Genomic DNA, 19,544 nt, shown 5'->3' on the forward strand with positions numbered 1-19,544 from the left:
ACCGCCATGACCCCCGAAATCCGCAAGATCGTGACCTATGAAGAAGAGACCCTGATCGAGGGGTTTCGCACTGCCAAGCGCCCGTTGCGGATGTTTGCGGTGGCCGCTGTGCTGACGAACCCTTGGGCGGGGCGGTTTGTGGATGACCTGAAGCCCGAGATTCAGGCGATGGGCCCGGTGCTGGGCCAGATGATGACAGAGCGGATGATCGCGTTGGCAGGCGGCGGTGACCGGATCGAGGCCTATGGCAAGGCCGCCGTTGTCGGGCTGAATGGCGAAATTGAGCACGCCTCTGGTCTGATCCACACGTTGCGGTTTGGCAATTTCTATCGCGAGGCGGTGGGCGCGAAGTCTTATCTGTCGTTCACCAATACGCGCGGCGGGGCCAATGCGCCGATCATGGTGCCGCTGATGGACAAGAACGATGCGGGCCGCCGGTCGCATTACCTGACCTTGCAATTCGCGATCCCTGACGCGCCGCGCGATAACGAGGTTGTGGTGGTGCTGGGCGGGGCCGATGGCGGGCGGCCACATCACCGGATTGGCGACCGCTATCAGGACCTAAAGGATCTGGGACATGACGTGGACAACCCGGCAGCGGTCTGACTTTGCAGGCCTGCGCGCCGTTGTGGCGGGCAATGGGCCGGTGCTTCTGTTGCTGCATGGCGTTGGTCTGCGGGCAGAGGCCTGGGGGGCGCAGATTGATGCGTTGGCAGGGGCATTCCGGGTGATCGCGGTGGACCTGCCTGGGCATGGCGAAAGCGGCGGCGTGGTGGATGATCTGGCGCGCGTGGCGGGGGAACTGGCCGCATCATTGGACGCACCAGCACTGGTGGCGGGGCATTCGATGGGCGCGATGATCGCGCTGGAGGTTGCATCGCGTCATCCGGGCAAGCTGTGCGGTGTTGCGGCGCTGAATGCGATCTTTGAGCGTGACCCGGTGGCGTCAGCGGCGGTGCAGGCGCGGGCGGCGGCATTGGATGGGGTCAGCGCTGTGGACCCGGCGCTGACCTTGCAACGGTGGTTCGGCGAGGCCGACAGCGCGGAGCGGCGTGCCTGCGAGGCTTGGTTGCGCGGGGTGGACCCGGCGGCCTATCGCGCGGCCTATTCCGCCTTTGCACAAGGCGATGGGCCAGCGCCTGCGGCTTTGCAGGGGTTGGATTGCCCCGCGCTGTTCATGACCGGGGCGGAAGAACCCAATTCAACGCCTGCCATGTCACGGGCAATGGCGGGTCTGGCCCCCAAAGGCCGCGCGGTGATCGTGCCGGGGGCCGCACATATGATGCCGATGACACATGCGGATGCGGTAACCCGCGCCTTGCATGCCCTAGCCACAGCCACCGGAGGGACCTGAGAATGGAGTTTTCGCTTTTCGCGCATATGGAGCGCACGACGCCGGAACATTCCCAAGAGCAGTTGAATGCAGAGTTCATTGCCCTGTGTCAGATGGCCGATGACGCCAAGATGCGCGCGGTCTGGACGGGCGAACATCATGGGATGGATTTCACCATTGCGCCAAACCCGTTCCTGAATCTGGTGAATTTGGCGCATCACACCAAACATGTGCGCCTTGGCACCGGCACGATTGTGGTGCCGTTCTGGCATCCGATCAAACTGGCCGGAGAGGCGGCATCAACCGATTTGATCACCGGAGGGCGGGTCGAGTTGGGGATGGCGCGCGGGGCCTATTCCTATGAATACGAGCGGTTGATGCCCGGCATGGACGCGATGGAGGCGGGGCTGCGCATGCGCGAAACCGTGCCGCTGCTGCCACAGCTTTGGGCCGGGGATTGCGCCCATACGGGGGAATTTTACAGCTTTCCCAGCACCTCGTCCGCGCCGAAACCCAAGCAGGACGGCGGCCCGCCCATTTGGATTGCGGCGCGCGACCCAAACAGCCATGAATTTGGGGTGCACAACGGGTTCAACATTCAGGTAACGCCGCTGTGGCAGGGGATTGAAGAAATCGAGGTGCTGATGGAGCGGTTCAACGCGGCTTGCGCCAGCTATGACGGGCCGCGCCCCAAGATCATGCTGCTGCACCATACCTATGTCGGGTCCGATGCGGCGGACGTGAGTGTCGCGGCGCAAGAGCTGTCGCGGTTCTATTGCTACTTTGGCGCGTGGTTCCAGAACAAGCGCCCGGTGGAACAGGGCCTAATCGCGGAACTGAGCGACGCAGAGCTGGCGGGCAACAAAATGATGTCGCCCGAAAACATGCACCGCGATCTGACGATTGGCACCGCACAAGAGGTGATTGACCAGATCAAGCGTTACGAGGACCTTGGGTACGACGAATATGCGTTCTGGATCGACAGTGGGATGAGTTTTGAACGCAAGCGCGCGTCGCTGCGGCGGTTCATCGACGAAGTGATGCCCGCGTTTCAATAGGATGGACCGATGACAGAACTGACGCATTATCAATTGTTCATCGACGGAGCTTGGGTAGAGGGGTCGGCGGGTCAGGTGATGGCCAGCCAGAACCCCGCGACCGGGGCCGATTGGGCGACATTTGCCTGTGCCGCGCCTGCGGATGTGGACCGCGCGGTGGCAGCCGCACGGCGGGCACTGGGTGATCCCGCGTGGCGGGATATGACGCAGACGGCGCGGGGCAAGTTGCTGTATCGCCTAGCGGATTTGATTGCGGAACATGCCGCTGAAATTGGCCGGGTGGAGACGCTGGACAGCGGCAAGCTGCTGTCGGAAACCGCGACCCAAAGCGCCTATGTCGCGGATTATTATCGCTATTATGCGGGGCTGGCGGACAAGATCGAAGGCGCGGTGCTGCCAATTGATAAGGCGGACATGCATGTTTTTACCCGGCGCGAACCGATTGGCGTGGTCGCCGCTGTGGTGCCGTGGAACGCGCAAATGTTCCTGACCGCAACCAAGCTGGGCCCGGCGCTGGCGGCGGGCTGCACTGTCGTTTTGAAAGCCTCTGAAATGGCCCCGGCCCCGATGTTGGAGTTTGCCAAGCTGATTGAGATGGCGGGCTTTCCCAAGGGGGTCGTGTCGGTGATCACTGGCGACGCAGAAGGCTGTGCCATTCCGTTGACCGCGCACCCGGATGTGGACCGGATCGCGTTCACCGGCGGGCCGGAGACCGCGCGCCATGTGGTGCGAAACTCGGCCGAGAGTTTCGCAGTCACATCATTAGAACTGGGGGGCAAATCGCCGATCATTGTCTTTGAAGACGCCGATCTGGATGGGGCCGCAAATGGGTTGATTGCGGGGAACTTTGGGGCATCTGGCCAAAGCTGTGTCGCGGGGTCGCGGGGTTTCGTGCAGCGCAGCATCTATGACGATCTGGTGGCGCGGATTGCGGAGAAGGTGAAGGGCGTAACCATCGGTGATCCGCTGGATGCGGCTACGCATATCGGGCCACTGTGCACGGCGGCACAGATCGACCGGATCAGAGAGACCTTGGCGCGCGCGGTGGAAGGCGGGGCCACGATCCGCTTTGGCGGTGTGCCGTTGGACCGGGCGGGGAACTTCATGCCGCCGACGCTGGTGGAATGCGCGGACAGGTCCACCGCGACGCTGGAAGTCGAGATGTTTGGCCCGGTCATGTCCTTGCTGCCATTTGACACCGAGGACGAGGCCATCGCGCTGGCCAATGACACGCCCTTTGGGCTGGGGTCGGGGGTGTTCACGCAGAACCTAGCGCGGGCGCACCGGGTCTCTGCCCGGTTGAAGGCGGGCATCTGTTGGGTGAACACCTATCGCGCGGTGTCGCCGATTGCGCCTTTTGGCGGCTACGGCCAGTCAGGTTATGGGCGCGAGGCGGGGGTGGATGCGATCCACGATTACACGCGCACCAAGACCACATGGATCAACACATCTGACGCGCCGATCCCGAACCCCTTTGTGATCCGCTAGGGTCAGTACCCCAGCGCGCAGCCGTCCTTGCGCGGGTCAGAGCCGCCCACCAGCACACCGTCAGCGCCCACAAGGATCGCCTGCGCGCCGCCAATGGCGGTGGGTGGGGCCACGACGGTGTGACCAAGGTCGGCAAGGTCCTGTTTGACCTGATCGGCATAGCCGTTTTCGACCCGAAGTTCGCCATTCTCGACAAAGCAGCGGGGGCCGTCGATGGCCGCCTGCGGGTCCATGCCGAAATCGGTGAGGTTGGAGACAAACCGCGCGTGGCCGGTGGATTGGTATTGCCCGCCCATCACGCCAAAGGGCATGTGCAGCTTGCCGCCGCGGCGCAGCATGGCGGGGATGATTGTGTGCATCGGGCGCTTGCCTGGCCCGGCCTCATTCGGGTGGCCGGGGGTGAGGTTGAAACCGGCGCCGCGGTTCTGAAAGAGAATGCCGTATTTCTCTGACGCGATACCAGAGCCGAAGCCGTGGAAGATCGAATAGATCAGCGATACCGCCATGCGGTCGCGGTCAACGACAGTAATATAGATCGTGTCCTTATGGACGGATTCGGCCAGCGGTTCGCCCGCCGGCAGGGCACGGGTGGGGTCGATCATCGCGGCGAGGGCGGCGGCGGTGTCTTCGGACAGCAGGTGGTCCAGCCGGGTCACATGATCGGGGTCCGCAACAAAGCGGTTGCGGGCGTCATAGGCGAGTTTTGTCGCCTCCGCCTCGATATGGGCGCGCTGGGTGCCGTAGGGGTCCATCGCGGCGATGTCGAAGTGTTTGAGAATGTTCAGCAAAAGGATCGCAGCCGCGCCCTGTCCGTTGGGCGGGTGTTCGAGCAGTTCCAGCCCGGCATAGCCGCCGGTGATAGGATCGACGTAGTCTGCGGTTTGGGCCGCGAAGTCATCCAGCGTGTGACTGCCGCCAAGGGCCTGCAGCGTGGCAACCATGTCTTCGGCTACGGGGCCTTCGTAGAAACCGGCGCGGCCTTCGGAGGCAACCTCGCGCAGGGCCTCGGCCTGGCGCGGGGCGCGGAAGATTTGGCCCGGACGGGGGATATTGCCGCCCAGCAGAAAGTCGGTCTTGGCTTGCCCTTGCAGTTTGGCCGCGTCCTTGGCCCAGTCAGACGCGACACGGGGGGCCACGGGCACCCCAGCTTCGGCATAGTGGATTGCGGGTGCGAGCAGGGTTTTCAGGCCGAGTTTGCCCCAGTCAGAGGAAAGCTGGCAAAAGGCGTCAATCGCCCCCGGCACGGTCACGGCGGCAGGGTCATAAAGCGGCACATTGGTATGGCCTGCGGCGCGCAGCGCATCTGCGGACAGACCGGCAGGCGCGCGGCCCGAGCCGTTCATCGCGCGCACCTCGTCACTGCCGGGCGGGGTGAACAGCACAAAGCAATCGCCACCGATGCCAGTCATCTGCGGTTCGCAGAGTCCCAAGAGCACCGCACCTGCAATCGCGGCATCCATTGCGTTGCCGCCGGATTCGAGCATCTGCACCGCCACTTTGGCGGCCAACGGGTGTGACGTGGCGCACATGCCATTGGTGGCATAGACCGCCGAGCGGCCGGGTTGGTGAAAGTCGCGCATCTGATCCTCCCCGCGTAACAGGCGGCAAGTTAGGATAAATCGCGCGGGATGCAATGCGTGTGGGGGGAAGTCCCGGCGCCGCCCAACTGGGTGGGGGCTATGACTGAGCGACGCCGGGTGAGCCTATGCAGCTACAAGGACAGGTGTCGCGGATTGCTGTGGCGGGGTCATGTCGCGATTGTGGTCATTGGTGGGCTTTCCAAGGGTCGTTTCGGGACGTAGTTTCGAAGTGATGAACAAAGAGGTGACCGATGCGGGACGTCGTGATCAAAGGGGCCGCGCGCACGCCGATGGGCGGCTTTCAGGGGGTGTTTGCCGGGGTGGCGGCACCGGTGCTGGGTGGGGCTGCGATTAAGGCGGCTTTGGCGCAAACGGATGTGGACCGGGTGGATGAGGTCTTGATGGGCTGCGTCTTGCCTGCCGGGCAGGGGCAGGCACCGGCGCGGCAGGCCAGCTTTGCCGCCGGGTTGGGCGAGGATGTGCCTGCGACCACGCTGAACAAGATGTGCGGTTCGGGGATGAAGGCCGCGATGATGGGGTTTGACCAGATCGCATTGGGCGGGGCTGAGGTGATGGTCTGCGGCGGCATGGAGAGCATGACAGAGGCGCCGTACCTCATGCCAAAGATGCGCGGTGGTGCGCGGATCGGGCATCAGCAGGTGGTGGATTCGATGTTTCTGGATGGCCTGGAAGACGCCTATGACAAGGGGCGTCTGATGGGCACCTTCGCCGAGGATTGCGCCGAGAAGTTTCAGTTTACCCGCGCCGATCAGGACCAATATGCGATTGGGTCGCTGGATAATGCGCTGGCCGCCGAACGGTCGGGGGAGTTTGAGGCTGAAATCACCCCGGTGACGGTCCATGCCCGCCACGGTGAAGAGGTGATTGCCCGCGATGAGCAACCGGCCAAGGCGCGGCCCGAGAAGATCCCGACGCTGAAGCCGGCGTTTCGCAAGGGTGGCACGGTGACGGCGGCCAATGCCTCGAGCATCTCTGACGGGGCGGCGGCGCTGGTGTTGGGCACCGGTGCGGGCCGCGCGCGCATTCTGGGCCATGCCAGTCATGCGCAAGCGCCGGGGTGGTTTACCACAGCACCGGTGCCTGCGGCGCAGAAGCTTTTGGCGCGGATTGGCTGGCAGGTTGCGGATGTGGACCTGTGGGAGGTGAACGAAGCCTTTGCCGTGGTGCCGATGGCCTTCATGACCGAGATGGGTGTGCCGCGCGACAAGATCAACGTCAACGGCGGGGCCTGTGCGCTGGGCCATCCGATTGGCGCGTCGGGCGCGCGGATTATCGTGACATTGCTGCATGCGCTGGAAGCGCGCGGGCTGAAGCGCGGGGTGGCCGCGATCTGTATTGGTGGCGGTGAGGGAACGGCCATCGCGATCGAGGTGATGTAGAGCGGGGCAAATTCTGTGACAGAATTTGGATCAGACTTTTGCAAAAGTCTGGGGCGCGAGAGGATAGGATGCGGATAGATTACGACGACCTGAGCAAGGTGCTGGCGGCGCTGACGGCGGGCGAGGATGATGTGGTGGCGTTGATGGCCACGGTGGCCTGCGAGGTGCATCAGCGCGATGACCGGTTTGACTGGACCGGGTTTTACCGGGTTGTGGCCCCGGAGCTGTTGAAGATCGGCCCCTATCAGGGTGGGCATGGGTGCCTTGTGATCCCCTTTGCGCGCGGGGTGTGCGGGGCAGCCGCCCGCACCGGTGAGGTGCAATTGGTTGACGATGTGGATGCCTTCCCCGGCCATATCGCCTGCGCCAGTTCCACGCGGTCCGAGATTGTGCTGCCGGTCTGGGACCGGGACGGCGCGCTGTTGGGTGTCTTTGACATCGACAGCGATCAGCCGGGTGCGTTTGATCGAAACGACGCAGATGGCCTGAGCCGCGTGCTGAGAGAGGTCTTTGCGACATAGATTCTTGCCTCCGGCGGGGATTATTTTGGCCAGAAGAAGATGAAAAATGGCTTTGGAATTTCACGAAGCTGGTGCATTGTGAAATTCGGGAACAATTTTTCACGTGAGTCGCAATGCTGCATGATGTGCCGAAAGACCTACGCACGCTGGGGGCGGACCTGCGTGCCCTGCGCAAGGCGCGCGGGCTGACGCTGCATGAGCTGGCGGATGCACTGGGGCGGTCGGTTGGTTGGCTGTCTCAGGTGGAGCGCGACATCTCGGAGCCGTCGATCACCGATTTGCGCAGTTTGGCCGCGGTTTTGGATGTGTCCGTTTCATCGCTCTTCCGCGTGGCGGCCGCGGCGGGCGAAGAGGGGTTCGTGGTGCGCTGTGATGCGCGCAGGCCGATTGGCAGCCGCGCGGCAGGGCTGGTCGAGGAATTGCTGTCGCCCGATTTGACGGATGATTTTGAGGTCGTGCATTCAACCTTTGCCCCCGGGGCCGAGATGGTCGAGCCAGTGACCCGTGCCACGCAAGAGCTGGGCTATGTGGTCAGCGGGCGGATGCGGGTCTGGATTGATGGCACCGCCTTTGACGTGGGCGCGGGCGACAGCTTCCGCATTCGCGGAACCGCCTATCGCTGGGCCAACCCCCATGACGCCCCTTGTGTGGTGATCTGGGTCATTGCACCGCCGGTCTACTGATGACGTTTGAGGCTTGGATCATATTCGCGCTATTCTGGCTGGTGTTTGTCACCACGCCGGGGCCAAATGCGGTGAATTGCATCAGCAACGGCATGACACTTGGCTTTCGCCGCAGCCTACCGGGGGTTGCAGCGATCCTGTGTCAGGCGAGCCTGTTTCTGACGCTCTCGGCGGCGGGGGTGACGGCGCTGTTGGTCGCTTCGCCCGGTCTGTTCTGGTGGGTCAAGCTGGCGGGTGCCGGCTGGTTGATCTGGTTGGGGGTCCGGGGCTGGCTGATGGCACATCGACCGCTGCCGCAGGTCGGCGGGGCCGGGTCGGTGTTCTGGCGGGCGTTTGGGATTGCCACCATCAACCCCAAGTCGGTGGCGGGATATCTGGCTGCGTTCAGCCAGTTCGTGCAGCCCGACGTGCCTTTGCCCATCCAGATGTGGGTGATCGTGCCCACGGCGCTGACGCTGACGGCGGCGAGTTATCTGACCTACACCGCACTTGGCGCGGGGTTGGGCCGCGCGGCGCTGGGTGCTGTGTTCAATGTCTGGCTGCGCCGGGTGCTGGCAAGTTGTTTCATCATCTACGGCCTGCTGTTGGGCAGTGCCGCGACACCGGGGAGGGCGGCATGAAGGGGTCATGTCTATGTGGGGCGGTTTCGTTTGAGGCGGCAGCTGTCGCCCGCGCACCGGCGGCCTGTCATTGCAGACAATGCCGCAAGCAATCGGGGCATCACTGGGCCAGTGTTCAGGTGATGGATGCCGATCTGACCGTGCAGGGCGAGGTGCGCTGGTATCCATCAAGCGCCAGTGCAAAGCGCGGGTTCTGCCCCAATTGCGGGTCGTTCCTGTTTTGGAAATCCGACGTGGACCCCGACACGGGCGTGTCGCTTGGGGCAGTGGATGGCGCGACCGGGCTGACCCTGACCCGCCACATCTTTACCGCCGACAAGGGCGATTATTACGACATTCCGGGCGCAGACCCGCAGGAGGAGCAAGAGAATGGCTGAGTTTCCAACAACGGCCCGCGTGGTCATCATCGGCGGCGGTGTCGTGGGTACATCGACGCTGTATCATCTGGCCAAGGAAGGCTGGACCGATTGCGTGCTGCTGGAAAAGAACGAGCTGACGGCGGGGTCCACATGGCACGCCGCGGGCAATTGCCCGAACTTTGCGCCGAACTGGGCGGTGATGAACATGCAGCGCTATTCGCTGGAGATGTATCGCACGTTGGCCGAAGACGTGGATTACCCGATGAACTACCACGTCACTGGCGCGCTGCGTCTGGGCCACACCAAAGAGCGCCGGCAGGAATTTGAGCGGGTCTGCGGGCAGGCCCAGGGCATGGGGCTGCCGCTGGAGATGATCAGCCCCGAAGAGGTGAAGAACTACAACCCCTTCGTGGAAACGCATGATCTGTCGGGTGTGTTGTGGGACCCGCTGGATGGCGACATTGACCCCGCGCAGCTGACGCAGGCACTGGCCAAGGGTGCCCGCGATCTGGGGGCCCGGATCGAACGCTTCTGTCCGGCCACTGGCGTCAGCCAGAATGATGCAGACGAATGGGTCGTGCACACCGACAAGGGTGACATCACCTGCGAAAAGGTGGTCAACGCCGCCGGATATTATGCCCAGCGGGTGGGCGAATGGTTCAAGCCCTTTGGTGGGCGCGAGGTGCCGATGGTGGTGATGTCGCATCAGTATTTCCTGACCGAGGAGATCCCCGAGATCGAGGCCTGGACCAAGGAGAATGGCAAGAAGACTCCGATGATCCGTGACGTCGACAGCAGCTATTACCTGCGGCAGGACAAGAACGGGCTGAACCTTGGCCCTTATGAGCGGAACTGCAAGGCGCATTGGGTAACACCCAGTGATCCGATGCCGGATGACTTTAGTTTTCAGTTGTACCCGGACGATCTGGACCGTTTGGAATGGTACATCGAGGACGCGATGGCGCGTGTTCCGGTGCTGGCCACAGGTGGCGTTGGCCGCAATATCAACGGCCCGATCCCCTATGCGCCCGATGGCCTGCCAATGATCGGCCCGATGCCGGGCGTGAAGAACGCGTTTGAGGCGCATTCCTTTACCTTTGGTATTGTGCAGGGCGGTGGTGCCGGGCGCACCATGGCGGAATGGCTGATCCATGGCGAAACCAGTCAGGACATGTGGGCGGTCGATCCGCGCCGCTACACCGACTATGCCGATCACGACTATTGCCTACAAAAGGCGCTTGAGACCTACGGCCACGAATACGGGATGCATTTCCCGCATAAGGAATGGCCCGCCGGGCGCGACAAGAAACATTCGCCGGTGCATGACCGCGTTGTCGCGATGGGCGGCCAGATGGGCCCGTATAACGGTTGGGAACGGGCGAATTGGTATGCCGAAGCGGGCGACGATACGTCGCTTGAGGCGACTGAGACCTGGGGCCGCAATGGCCCGTGGGAACCGCGCGTCAAGGCAGAGGCGGAAGCGGTGCGAGATGCGGCGGGCATTCTGGATTTGCCCGGGTTCTCGCGCTTTCGGCTGGAAGGTCCCGGTGCGGCGCAATTCCTGCGCGACAATTGCACTGGTGGCATCTGCAAGGTGGGCCGGATCGGTCTAATCTATTTTGCCGATACGCGCGGCAAAATCCTGACCGAGATGTCGGCGATGCGGCTGGACGAGGATAGCTTTGTGCTGATCACAGCCGCACCTGCGCAGTGGCACGATTTTGAGGTACTGCGCGACCGGATGCCAGCCGATGCTGCATTCACGCTGACCGATATCACCCGCGATTTCACCTGTCAGATATTGACCGGGCCAAAGTCTCGGGACGTGCTGGCGGCTTGTGCGGATGCGGACCTGAGCCAAGGCTGGCTGACCCATCAGACGGCCACGATTGCGGGCGCAGAGGTGCGGCTGGTGCGGGTGTCATTTGCGGGCGAATTGGGGTGGGAAATCCACTCTGCTGTGGGGGATACGCCCGCGGTCTTTGACGCGGTCATGGCGGCGGGTGAGCCGCTGGGGCTGAAGCCTTTCGGGATGTACGCGCTGAATTCGCTGCGGATCGAAAAGGGCTATCGCGCGTGGAAGGGCGATTTGTCGACCGATTACTCGCTGCTCGAAGGCGGGTTGGAGCGGTTCATCAAGCTGGACAAGGACTTTCCCGGCAAAGCCGCCATTCAAGCCGAACAGCAGCAAGGCGTTGCAAAGCGGTTTGTCACACTGACGCTGGATGGCGCGACCGAGGCGGATGCGCCTTATATGTCGCCGGTGCATTATGGCGGCGAGGTTGTGGGCGAGACCACGTCCTGCGCCTGGGGTTACAGGGTGGACAAGTGCATCGCCCTGGGCATGGTGCGGGCCGATCTGGCGGAGCCGGGTACGGCATTGGAAGTTGAGATCTACGGCACCCGCGTCAAGGCGACAGTGCAGCCTGATCAGCCGATGTGGGACCCTGACAACGCGCGGATTCGGGCCTGATGCTGGACGCCGCCACCAAAGACCTGATCGCACGGCATCCACTGGGCTTTGTCGCCACGGTGGGGGCCGATGGCGCGCCGTCGCTGGCACCCAAGGGGACGTTTCTGGTGCTGGATGACGCGCGGATTGCTTTCGGGCACATCCGCTCTGCCGGGACGGTCGCCAATATCGGGCGCAACCCGGCGGTGTCGGTCAATTTCATCGACGTGTTCACCCGCAAGGGGGCAGAGGTGAAGGGCCGCGCGGAGGTTCTGGAGGGCGATGCGATGGCGGCATTGCTGCCCAAGTGGCGCGCGGTCTGGGGCGATCTTGCGGACCGGATCAAGGCGGTGGTGGTGATCGAGGTCGGCTATGTGCGGCCCCTGACCACACCGCCCTATGACGATGGCGCAACCGAAGGCGAGATGATTGCGCTCTATCAATCCAAATTTGCGGAGATGTATCCATGAGCCGAATTACCTTGCTGGATGGCGGGATGGGACAGGAACTGGTGCACCGCGCCGGGGACAGGCCCACGCCACTTTGGTCGACGCAGGTGATGGTGGATCACCCCGGACTTGTGGCGCAGGTCCATCAGGACTTCGCCAAGGCGGGAGCGACGGTTGCCACCACAAACACCTATGCCATTCACCGCGACCGATTGGCCGGTACGGCGATGGAAGGCCAGTTTGCCGTGCTGTATGCCCGCGCGCTGGCAGAGGTGTCTGGGATCAACGGCAGGGTGGCGGGGTCGATCGGCCCCTTGGTGCAAAGCTATCGTCCTGATCTGCACCCCAGCCATGACGTCGCGGTGCCGTTATACGCTGAAGTCGCAGGGCTTTTGGCCCACCAAGTCGATCTGATTGTCTGCGAAACCGTGGTCTCTGTGGCGCATGCCCGCGCGATCCTTGAAGGGGCGGCCGCGGGGGGGAAACCGGTCTGGCTGGCGGTCAGCGTCGATGACGAAGACGGGACGCTGTTGCGGTCAGGAGAGCCGGTGGCAGAGGTGCTGGCGCTGGACGGCTATGCGGCACTTTTGGCCAATTGCTCTGCCCCCGAGGCGATCCCGGCGGCGTTGGCGGTCTTTGCCAAAGGTGAGGTGCCGTTTGGCGGATATGCCAACGGTTTTACCCAGATCACCAAGGATTTCCTCAAGGACAAACCCACAGTTGATGCCTTGGAAATGCGGCGGGATTTCACACCGGACGTCTATGCCGACCACGTCATGTCATGGGTCGATGCGGGGGCCACTATTGTGGGTGGCTGCTGCGAGGTCGGCCCGGCCCATATCGCAGCCATCGCTGACCGGTTGAACGCAGCCGGACACGAGATAGTTTAAGGTTAAACAAAATGGGAACTCCCCCTTCTTCCGCGCGTGTCGTCATCATCGGTGGCGGTGTTATCGGCTGTTCGGTCGCCTATCATCTGGCCAAACAGGGCTGGAAAGACGTGGTGCTGCTGGAACGCAAGCAGCTGACATCCGGCACCACGTGGCACGCCGCTGGCCTGATCGCGCAACTGCGCGCGACGGCGAATATGACGAAGCTCGCGAAGTATTCCCAAGAGCTGTACGGCAACCTTGAGGCCGAAACTGGCGTCGCCACCGGGTTCAAACGCTGCGGGTCGATCACCGTGGCGCTGACCGAAGAGCGCCGCGAAGAGATTTTCCGCCAAGCGGGGATGGCACGGGCCTTTGGCGTTGAGGTTGAAGAGATCAGCCCTGCTGAGGTCAAGCAGCGTTATGAACATCTGAACATCGACGGTGTGACGGCAGGGGTCTATCTGCCGCTGGACGGGCAGGGCGACCCCGCCAATATCGCACTGGCAATGGCCAAAGGCGCGCGCCAGAAGGGCGCGCAGGTGATCGAGCGGACACTGGTGACCGGTGTCAAACGCGATGGCCGCCGGATCACCGGTGTGGACTGGCAACAAGGCGATGAGATCGGTCATATCACCTGTGACATGGTGGTGAACTGCGGCGGCATGTGGGGCCATCAGGTGGGCAAAATGCTGGGGGTGAATGTGCCGCTCCATGCCTGCGAGCACTTCTATATCGTGACCGAGGCGATTGCGGGCCTGACCCAGATGCCGGTGCTGCGGGTGCCGGATGAATGCGCCTATTACAAGGAAGACGCGGGCAAAATGCTGCTGGGCGCGTTTGAACCCAACGCGAAACCCTGGGCGATGGATGGTATCCCGGCAGATTTCGAGTTTGACCAATTGCCCGAAGATTTCGACCACTTTGAGCCGATTCTGGAGGCGGCAGTGGAACGCCTGCCGATGTTGGCAGAGGCGGGGATTCACACGTTCTTTAACGGCCCCGAAAGCTTTACCCCCGACGATGCCTATCACCTTGGCCAAGCGCCCGAGATGGATAACGTCTGGGTCGCGGCGGGGTTCAACTCCATCGGGATTCAGTCGGCGGGTGGCGCGGGCATGGCGCTGGCGCAATGGATGGATGCGGGCGAAAAGTCGTTTGATCTGGGCGATGTGGACATTTCCCGGATGCAGCCGTTTCAGGGCAACAAGACCTATCTGTTTGAGCGGTCGAAAGAGACTCTGGGCCTGCTTTACGCGGACCATTTCCCCTATCTGCAAAAGGCCACAGCGCGGGGCATCCGGCGCACGCCGTTCCACCAGCACCTGCTGGATCAGGGCGCTGTCATGGGCGAATTGGCGGGTTGGGAGCGGGCCAATTGGTTCGCGGATGCAGGCCAGACACCGGAATATGCGTATTCCTGGAAGCGGCAGAACTTCTTTGGCAACGTCGCGGCAGAGGTGAATGCGATCCGTACCAATGTCGGCATGTATGACATGTCATCATTCGGCAAAATCCGGGTCGAAGGGCGCGATGCCGTGGCGTTCATGAACCACGTGGGCGGCGGGCAATATTACGTCGATGTGGGCAAGATCGTTTACACCCAATTCCTGAACCGCAATGGCGGGATCGAGGCGGATGTGACCGTCACGCGCCTGTCGGAAACCGCGTTTCTGGTGGTGACACCGGCGGCCACGCGGCTGGCGGATGAAACATGGATGCGGCGCAATCAGGGTGATTTCAACGTGGTCATCACCGATGTCACGGCGGGCGAAGGTGTGCTGGCAGTGATGGGGCCGAATGCGCGCAAGCTGCTGGAAAAGGTATCGCCTGCGGACTTTTCCAATGACGCGAACCCCTTTGGTACGGCGCAGGAGATCGAGCTGGGAATGGGCCTCGCCCGGGTGCATCGCGTGACTTACGTGGGCGAGTTGGGGTGGGAAGTTTATGTCAGTTCCGACATGGCCGCCCATGCGTTTGAGACATTGCACGCTGCGGGGCAGGACATGGACCTGAAGCTGTGCGGGATGCACATGATGGATGCCGCGCGGATGGAAAAAGGGTTCCGCCACTTTGGGCATGACATCACTGCAGAGGATCACGTGTTAGAGGCGGGGCTTGGCTTTGCGGTGAAAACCGACAAGCCCGATTTCATTGGTCGTGACGCGGTGCTGCGCAAGAAAGAGACGGGGCTAAACGCGCGGTTGGTGCAGTTCAAACTGACCGATCCGGAACCGCTGCTCTACCACAATGAACCGATTGTGCGCGATGGCGAGGTTGTGGGATATCTGTCGTCGGGCGGCTATGGCCACCATCTGGGGGCCGCACTTGGCATGGGCTATGTGCCGTGTAAGGGCGAGACACTGGCCGAGATGCTGGACAGCACCTATGAGATCGACGTGATGGGGACGCGCGTGAAGGCCGAGGCGCAGACGCGGCCCTTTTACGATCCCAAGTCAGAGCGGGTGAAAGCCTGATGGCGGGCATCGGGTCAAGATAACATCGGGCGACATTCCGCCATCCGGCGGGGTGCCTCTTGCGAAGTTAACGTTACGTTAACCAAATTCCGTACACCCTGTACGGGATTATCTTTTGTCCGGTGTTTCCATGACCTTACGCATTGCAGTCCTGCTTTTCCTGCTGGCCTTTACCATTCCGACAGTGGCGGCGCTTTTGCCGTAGCGCCGCACGTCGGTGATTACTCGGCGTCTTCCGGCCCCAGCGCGTTCAGACCTTTGAGGATATCAATGGCATAGGCCAGTTGGTAATCCTGTTCGCGCAGCTCTGCGGCGGCTTCGGCGCGGGCGCGGTCTTCTTCGATCTGGCGGATTTCGTCGTCGGTCAGGCTGTCGTTGCCAAGGGCGCCACGCAGGTCGGCCTCTGACCGGAAACCAGTGTTTTCATCCTCTTCCGCATCGGGATCCTCGGGTTCGCGGCGGGGTTGTTCGACGATGATGTCAGGCGAGATGCCGAGCGCCTGAATGGACCGGCCTGAAGGCGTGTAATAGCGCGCCGTGGTCAGACGCATCGCGCCATTGCCGCGCAGCGGCACCACCGTCTGGACAGAGCCTTTGCCGAAGCTCTTGGTGCCGACGACAATCGCGCGGCGGTGATCCTGCAGCGCACCGGCCACGATTTCAGAGGCTGAGGCAGAGCCGCCGTTGATCAGCACGACAATCGGCTTGCCTTGGGCCAGATCGCCGGGCGTGGCATTGTAGCGGTCGCCGTCCTGCGGGTCGCGGCCACGGGTCGAGACGATTTCACCGGCGTCAAGGAAGGCGTCCGAGACAAAGACCGCCTGATTGAGCAGCCCGCCGGGGTTGTTGCGCAGATCGACCACAACACCGTCGATGTTGTCTATCCCGCCCGCAGCCTCGATCTGTTCGGCAAGGCCTTCTTGCAGGTTCGGGAATGTCTGGTTGTTAAACGTGGTCACGCGCAGCACCACGGCATTGCCTTCGGTGCGGTGACGCACGGCGGTCAGTTTGATGGTGTCGCGGATGATCGAAACCTCGAAGGGCTCAATCTCGCCCTCGCGGACCACGGTGATAATCACCTCTGACCCCACCGGGCCGCGCAGGAATTCCAGCGCCTCGTCCAGCGTCAGGCCCAGCAGGCTTTCGCCATCCACGGCGGTAATAAAGTCGCCCGATTCCATGCCAGCGGCAGCGGCGGGCGTATCGTCGATGGGAGAGACCACCTTGACCCAGCCTTCTTCCTGTGTGACCTCGAGCCCCAGACCGCCAAATTCACCGCGGGTCTGCACGCGCATGTCGGCGGCGTCGTCTTCGGACAGATAGCTGGAGTGCGGATCAAGCGAGGTCAGCATGCCGTTGATCGCGGCCTCGACCAGTTGCTTTTCGTTGACCGGTTCGACGTATTCTTCGCGGATGCGGCTGAAGATATCGCCAAACAGGTCAAGCTGTTCGTAGATGTTGACCTCTTGCCCGGCTTCTTGTGCGACCAGCGGGCCTGCCACTTGCGTGGTTGCGACCAGGCCCAGAACGGTGCCGCCAGCAGCGGCCATCATCAGTTTCTTCATCTCACATCCTATTCATTCCAGCGCAAACCATGCACCCGGGTCCACGGGACTTTGCCCGTCTCTGACCTCAAGATAAAGGGTCTGTGTGGCACCGGGACCCCCGGCGCCCGCCGTTTCAGTCAAAATCGCGTCAACTGTGGGCTGATCGCCGCCCATCAGGCCAAGGGGTGTGCCTTCGGGGATGACTTGGCCGGGGTCGCCGTAGACCTCTGCCAGACCGGCAAAGACGAACAGAACGCCTGCCGCCGGTTCGGTAATCACCACGTTGCCATAGTCCAGAAGCGGGCCGCGAAACAGGATCGTGGCCGCCGTGGGCGAAGTGACAAGCGCGCGGGGGCGCGCGGCGAGGATCACACCGGGGCGGGTGATGCCTGCGGCATCGGGCGCGTTGAAGCGGCGCAAGAGCTGGCCCTGCACCGGCAGCGGCAGGTCGCCCGTGGCGGTTGCGGCGGCGGCGTTTTCGGTATCCGACAGGAAAGCGTCTGTCAGGGTCGAGGCGAATGCCTCGAGCGTTTCGGTGCTGGCCAGCAGCAGCGCTGTTTGCACCGGGTCGTCGGAAAACCGGCTGGGCAGGTCTGTGCGGTCGGAAATGGCAGCCGACAGGCGCGACCGCGCGTCTTGCGCGCCGCGCAACCCATCGGCCAGCGTGTCGACGGCGTTTTCCTGCAATGCATAAAGTGCGGCAAGCTCTTCCAGTTGGACGGCCAGCGCATCGGCCTTTTGCTGCAGCGCCGGTGTCACGTCTGCGGCGATCATGCCGCCGCGCGCGGTGCCCAAGGGGCCATTGGGGTGCAGCAGCAGCAGCGGCGCAGGCGCGCGGCCCATCGCTTGCAAGACACCCAGCAATTGCCCCACTTCGGCCTGTTGCGCCGCAAGCGCGCCTTCCAGCGTGCGCTGGTGGATTGCTGCGCGGCGCAACCCGTCCCGCATGGCGATCAGCCCGGCCTCATAGGCTTTGACGGTTTCGGTCAGGGCCGCGACCCGGTCGCGCTTTGTCTCTGCGGTGTCGAGCAGGGCCTGGGCAATTGACAGCCCGCTGGCCGCTGATTGCGCGGCCACGGCGGGGCTGTCTTGTGCTGCGGCAGCACCGGCCCAAAGGCCAAGGCAGAGGAGCAGCGCGCGCATCAGTCGATCAGGCTCTGCCCGGTCATTTCGGATGGCTGGTCCAGCCCCATCAGTTGCAGCACCGTGGGGGCCAGATCAGCCAGACGGCCATTGTGCAGGCGCGCCCCGTCCGGCCCGCCGACCAGCACCACTGGCACCGGGTTGAGCGTATGGGCGGTGTGCGGCCCGCCGGTGTCAGGGTCCACCATAACCTCGCAATTGCCGTGATCGGCGGTGACGATCATCGCACCCCCCGCCTGTTCCAGCGCGTCCAGCGCGCGGCCAAGGCCCGCATCCACCGCCTCGCAGGCTTTGATCGCGGCGTCCAGATCGCCGGTGTGGCCGACCATATCAGGGTTGGCGAAATTGGTGACAATCAGGTCGTAACCCTCTGCGATGGCCTTTACGAAATGGTCTGACACTTCGCCTGCCGACATTTCTGGCTGCAGATCATAGGTCGCGACGGATGGCGATTTTGGCATATGCCGATCCTCGCCCGGCTCGGGCGTTTCCTGCCCGCCGTTCAGGAAGAACGTGACATGCGGGTATTTCTCGGTCTCGGCCAGTCGGAATTGCCGCAACCCCTTGGACGCGACCCATGCGCCGAGCGTGTTGACGATCTTTTCCTTGGGAAACACCGTCTGATACCAGGCGTCGTGCCGGTCGGAATAGGGCGACATTCCGATCCGGGCGGCGAGTTCCGGCAAGGCGCGCGGAAAGCCGTCAAAATCGGGGTTGGCAATCGCCTCAAGAATTTCGCGGGCCCGGTCAGAGCGGAAGTTCAGGCAGAACAGGCCGTCTTCGGGTTCAAACCCGGTGTAGCCTTCGATCACGGTGGCGGGGATGAATTCGTCGGTCTTGTCGGCGGCATAGGCGTCATCAATCGCCACGCGCGGGTCCTTGGCGGTTGCGCCTTCGCCCAACACGATGGCGTCATAGGCCGTCTTGACCCGGTCCCAGCGGTTGTCGCGGTCCATCGCAAAATAGCGGCCCGTGACGGTGGCGACCATCACGCCCTCGGGCAGCCATTTGAGCAGTTTGGCCATAAAATCATGGGCGGATTTCGGGGCCACATCGCGGCCATCGGTGATCGCATGGACCACCACGGTGATCCCATGGCTGCGCAGCACATGGGCGGCGGCGACGATGTGGTGGATATGCCCGTGCACGCCGCCGTCAGAGACAACACCCATCAGATGCGCCCAGCCGCCGGTCTCTTTCAGCTTGGCCACGAAATCAAGGATCGCGGGCTTCTGCGCAAATGACCCATCCTCGATCGCCAGATCAATCTGTCCCAGATCCATCGCCACGACACGGCCCGCGCCGATGTTGGTATGCCCCACCTCGGAATTGCCCATTTGCCCCGAGGGCAGCCCGGCATCTGGCCCGTGCGTCAAAAGCTGCGCGTGGGGGCATTCCGCCCAGATCCGGTCAAAGTTGGGGGTCTGCGCCAATGCGGGGGCGTTTGCGGTGGTGTCGTCCCGCAGGCCCCAGCCGTCCAGAATACACAGGGCAACAGGTTTGGGTGTGGTCATGCTGAAATCTCCTTGGCCTTTGACCTAACGCAACCATCCGGTCAACAAAAC

At 62.9% G+C, this 19,544-nt stretch carries 17 protein-coding genes; 13 read left to right on the forward strand and 4 right to left on the reverse strand.

Going from position 1 to position 19,544, the window contains the following annotated elements:
* Positions 1 to 6: 6 nt before the first annotated feature.
* From AB3Y40_RS00775 to AB3Y40_RS00790, 4 genes are read left to right on the forward strand one after another with little or no spacing between them, the layout of a single operon-like run.
* The gene (locus AB3Y40_RS00775) at positions 7 to 606 is read left to right on the forward strand and encodes an amino acid synthesis family protein (protein ID WP_369436899.1); all 600 of its coding nucleotides are present in this window, start codon (positions 7 to 9) and stop codon (positions 604 to 606) included.
* A complete protein-coding gene (locus tag AB3Y40_RS00780; RefSeq protein ID WP_369436900.1) occupies positions 578 to 1,354 on the forward strand; it encodes an alpha/beta fold hydrolase in 777 nt (258 codons plus the stop codon). The genes AB3Y40_RS00775 and AB3Y40_RS00780 overlap by 29 nt, the downstream gene beginning before the upstream one ends.
* A 2-nt stretch (positions 1,355 to 1,356) precedes the next feature.
* Positions 1,357 to 2,391 carry an LLM class flavin-dependent oxidoreductase gene (locus AB3Y40_RS00785; RefSeq protein ID WP_369436901.1) on the forward strand — a complete coding sequence of 345 codons (1,035 nt, stop codon included), beginning with the start codon at positions 1,357 to 1,359 and terminating at the stop codon, positions 2,389 to 2,391.
* 9 nt (positions 2,392 to 2,400) lie between these two features.
* Complete coding sequence (locus AB3Y40_RS00790) at positions 2,401 to 3,879, forward strand: aldehyde dehydrogenase (RefSeq protein ID WP_369436902.1); 1,479 nt, start codon at positions 2,401 to 2,403, stop codon at positions 3,877 to 3,879.
* A gap of 2 nt (positions 3,880 to 3,881) precedes the next feature.
* Here the strand turns inward: AB3Y40_RS00790 and AB3Y40_RS00795 are convergent, their stop codons facing one another.
* Positions 3,882 to 5,459 (reverse strand): gamma-glutamyltransferase family protein, encoded by a 1,578-nt coding sequence (locus AB3Y40_RS00795; protein ID WP_369436903.1) that lies wholly within the window; start codon positions 5,457 to 5,459, stop codon positions 3,882 to 3,884.
* A gap of 251 nt (positions 5,460 to 5,710) precedes the next feature.
* On the opposite strand from AB3Y40_RS00795, the gene AB3Y40_RS00800 reads away from it, so the two are divergent.
* The 9 genes from AB3Y40_RS00800 to AB3Y40_RS00840 all read left to right on the forward strand — a co-directional run bounded on the left by AB3Y40_RS00800 (position 5,711) and on the right by AB3Y40_RS00840 (position 15,289).
* Positions 5,711 to 6,859, forward strand: a complete 1,149-nt coding sequence (locus tag AB3Y40_RS00800) for a thiolase family protein (protein ID WP_369436904.1) — start codon at positions 5,711 to 5,713, stop codon at positions 6,857 to 6,859.
* Between the two features lie 68 nt (positions 6,860 to 6,927).
* On the forward strand, positions 6,928 to 7,380 hold the full coding sequence (locus tag AB3Y40_RS00805) for a GAF domain-containing protein (RefSeq protein ID WP_369436905.1): 453 nt from the start codon (positions 6,928 to 6,930) through the stop codon (positions 7,378 to 7,380).
* Between the two features lie 113 nt (positions 7,381 to 7,493).
* Positions 7,494 to 8,063 (forward strand): helix-turn-helix domain-containing protein, encoded by a 570-nt coding sequence (locus AB3Y40_RS00810; protein WP_369436906.1) that lies wholly within the window; start codon positions 7,494 to 7,496, stop codon positions 8,061 to 8,063.
* Complete coding sequence (locus AB3Y40_RS00815; protein WP_369436907.1) at positions 8,063 to 8,683, forward strand: LysE family translocator; 621 nt, start codon at positions 8,063 to 8,065, stop codon at positions 8,681 to 8,683. Before AB3Y40_RS00810 ends, AB3Y40_RS00815 begins: the two co-directional genes overlap by 1 nt.
* The gene (locus AB3Y40_RS00820) at positions 8,680 to 9,060 is read left to right on the forward strand and encodes a GFA family protein (RefSeq protein WP_369436908.1); all 381 of its coding nucleotides are present in this window, start codon (positions 8,680 to 8,682) and stop codon (positions 9,058 to 9,060) included. The genes AB3Y40_RS00815 and AB3Y40_RS00820 overlap by 4 nt, the downstream gene beginning before the upstream one ends.
* Complete coding sequence (locus AB3Y40_RS00825; protein ID WP_369436909.1) at positions 9,053 to 11,515, forward strand: GcvT family protein; 2,463 nt, start codon at positions 9,053 to 9,055, stop codon at positions 11,513 to 11,515. Before AB3Y40_RS00820 ends, AB3Y40_RS00825 begins: the two co-directional genes overlap by 8 nt.
* Positions 11,515 to 11,964 carry a pyridoxamine 5'-phosphate oxidase family protein gene (locus AB3Y40_RS00830; protein ID WP_369436910.1) on the forward strand — a complete coding sequence of 150 codons (450 nt, stop codon included), beginning with the start codon at positions 11,515 to 11,517 and terminating at the stop codon, positions 11,962 to 11,964. Before AB3Y40_RS00825 ends, AB3Y40_RS00830 begins: the two co-directional genes overlap by 1 nt.
* On the forward strand, positions 11,961 to 12,833 hold the full coding sequence (locus AB3Y40_RS00835; RefSeq protein ID WP_369436911.1) for a homocysteine S-methyltransferase family protein: 873 nt from the start codon (positions 11,961 to 11,963) through the stop codon (positions 12,831 to 12,833). Before AB3Y40_RS00830 ends, AB3Y40_RS00835 begins: the two co-directional genes overlap by 4 nt.
* A gap of 11 nt (positions 12,834 to 12,844) precedes the next feature.
* The gene (locus AB3Y40_RS00840) at positions 12,845 to 15,289 is read left to right on the forward strand and encodes a GcvT family protein (protein ID WP_369436912.1); all 2,445 of its coding nucleotides are present in this window, start codon (positions 12,845 to 12,847) and stop codon (positions 15,287 to 15,289) included.
* Between the two features lie 221 nt (positions 15,290 to 15,510).
* Here the strand turns inward: AB3Y40_RS00840 and AB3Y40_RS00845 are convergent, their stop codons facing one another.
* From AB3Y40_RS00845 to gpmI, 3 genes are read right to left on the reverse strand one after another with little or no spacing between them, the layout of a single operon-like run.
* The gene (locus AB3Y40_RS00845) at positions 15,511 to 16,854 is read right to left on the reverse strand and encodes a S41 family peptidase (protein ID WP_369436913.1); all 1,344 of its coding nucleotides are present in this window, start codon (positions 16,852 to 16,854) and stop codon (positions 15,511 to 15,513) included.
* Positions 16,855 to 16,866: 12 nt separating this feature from the next.
* The gene (locus AB3Y40_RS00850) at positions 16,867 to 17,979 is read right to left on the reverse strand and encodes a murein hydrolase activator EnvC family protein (protein ID WP_369436914.1); all 1,113 of its coding nucleotides are present in this window, start codon (positions 17,977 to 17,979) and stop codon (positions 16,867 to 16,869) included.
* Positions 17,979 to 19,493: a 2,3-bisphosphoglycerate-independent phosphoglycerate mutase gene (gene gpmI / locus AB3Y40_RS00855; protein ID WP_369436915.1), complete on the reverse strand. Its 1,515-nt coding sequence runs from the start codon at positions 19,491 to 19,493 to the stop codon at positions 17,979 to 17,981. The genes AB3Y40_RS00850 and gpmI overlap by 1 nt, the downstream gene beginning before the upstream one ends.
* Positions 19,494 to 19,544 lie beyond the last annotated feature (51 nt).

Source organism: Yoonia sp. R2331 (assembly GCF_041103235.1).
Taxonomy (GTDB): domain Bacteria; phylum Pseudomonadota; class Alphaproteobacteria; order Rhodobacterales; family Rhodobacteraceae; genus CANMYO01.

Excerpts from the sequence above, each read along its gene's own strand:
- AB3Y40_RS00775 (WP_369436899.1), top strand. The coding sequence starts at position 7 with ATGACCCCCGAAATCCGCAAGATCGTGACCTATGAAGAAGAGACCCTG.
- AB3Y40_RS00780 (WP_369436900.1), top strand. The coding sequence starts at position 578 with ATGACGTGGACAACCCGGCAGCGGTCTGACTTTGCAGGCCTGCGCGCC.
- AB3Y40_RS00785 (WP_369436901.1), top strand. The coding sequence starts at position 1,357 with ATGGAGTTTTCGCTTTTCGCGCATATGGAGCGCACGACGCCGGAACAT.
- AB3Y40_RS00790 (WP_369436902.1), top strand. The coding sequence starts at position 2,401 with ATGACAGAACTGACGCATTATCAATTGTTCATCGACGGAGCTTGGGTA.
- AB3Y40_RS00795 (WP_369436903.1), bottom strand. The coding sequence starts at position 5,459 with ATGCGCGACTTTCACCAACCCGGCCGCTCGGCGGTCTATGCCACCAAT.
- AB3Y40_RS00800 (WP_369436904.1), top strand. The coding sequence starts at position 5,711 with ATGCGGGACGTCGTGATCAAAGGGGCCGCGCGCACGCCGATGGGCGGC.
- AB3Y40_RS00805 (WP_369436905.1), top strand. The coding sequence starts at position 6,928 with ATGCGGATAGATTACGACGACCTGAGCAAGGTGCTGGCGGCGCTGACG.
- AB3Y40_RS00810 (WP_369436906.1), top strand. The coding sequence starts at position 7,494 with ATGCTGCATGATGTGCCGAAAGACCTACGCACGCTGGGGGCGGACCTG.
- AB3Y40_RS00815 (WP_369436907.1), top strand. The coding sequence starts at position 8,063 with ATGACGTTTGAGGCTTGGATCATATTCGCGCTATTCTGGCTGGTGTTT.
- AB3Y40_RS00820 (WP_369436908.1), top strand. The coding sequence starts at position 8,680 with ATGAAGGGGTCATGTCTATGTGGGGCGGTTTCGTTTGAGGCGGCAGCT.
- AB3Y40_RS00825 (WP_369436909.1), top strand. The coding sequence starts at position 9,053 with ATGGCTGAGTTTCCAACAACGGCCCGCGTGGTCATCATCGGCGGCGGT.
- AB3Y40_RS00830 (WP_369436910.1), top strand. The coding sequence starts at position 11,515 with ATGCTGGACGCCGCCACCAAAGACCTGATCGCACGGCATCCACTGGGC.
- AB3Y40_RS00835 (WP_369436911.1), top strand. The coding sequence starts at position 11,961 with ATGAGCCGAATTACCTTGCTGGATGGCGGGATGGGACAGGAACTGGTG.
- AB3Y40_RS00840 (WP_369436912.1), top strand. The coding sequence starts at position 12,845 with ATGGGAACTCCCCCTTCTTCCGCGCGTGTCGTCATCATCGGTGGCGGT.
- AB3Y40_RS00845 (WP_369436913.1), bottom strand. The coding sequence starts at position 16,854 with ATGAAGAAACTGATGATGGCCGCTGCTGGCGGCACCGTTCTGGGCCTG.
- AB3Y40_RS00850 (WP_369436914.1), bottom strand. The coding sequence starts at position 17,979 with ATGCGCGCGCTGCTCCTCTGCCTTGGCCTTTGGGCCGGTGCTGCCGCA.
- gpmI (WP_369436915.1), bottom strand. The coding sequence starts at position 19,493 with ATGACCACACCCAAACCTGTTGCCCTGTGTATTCTGGACGGCTGGGGC.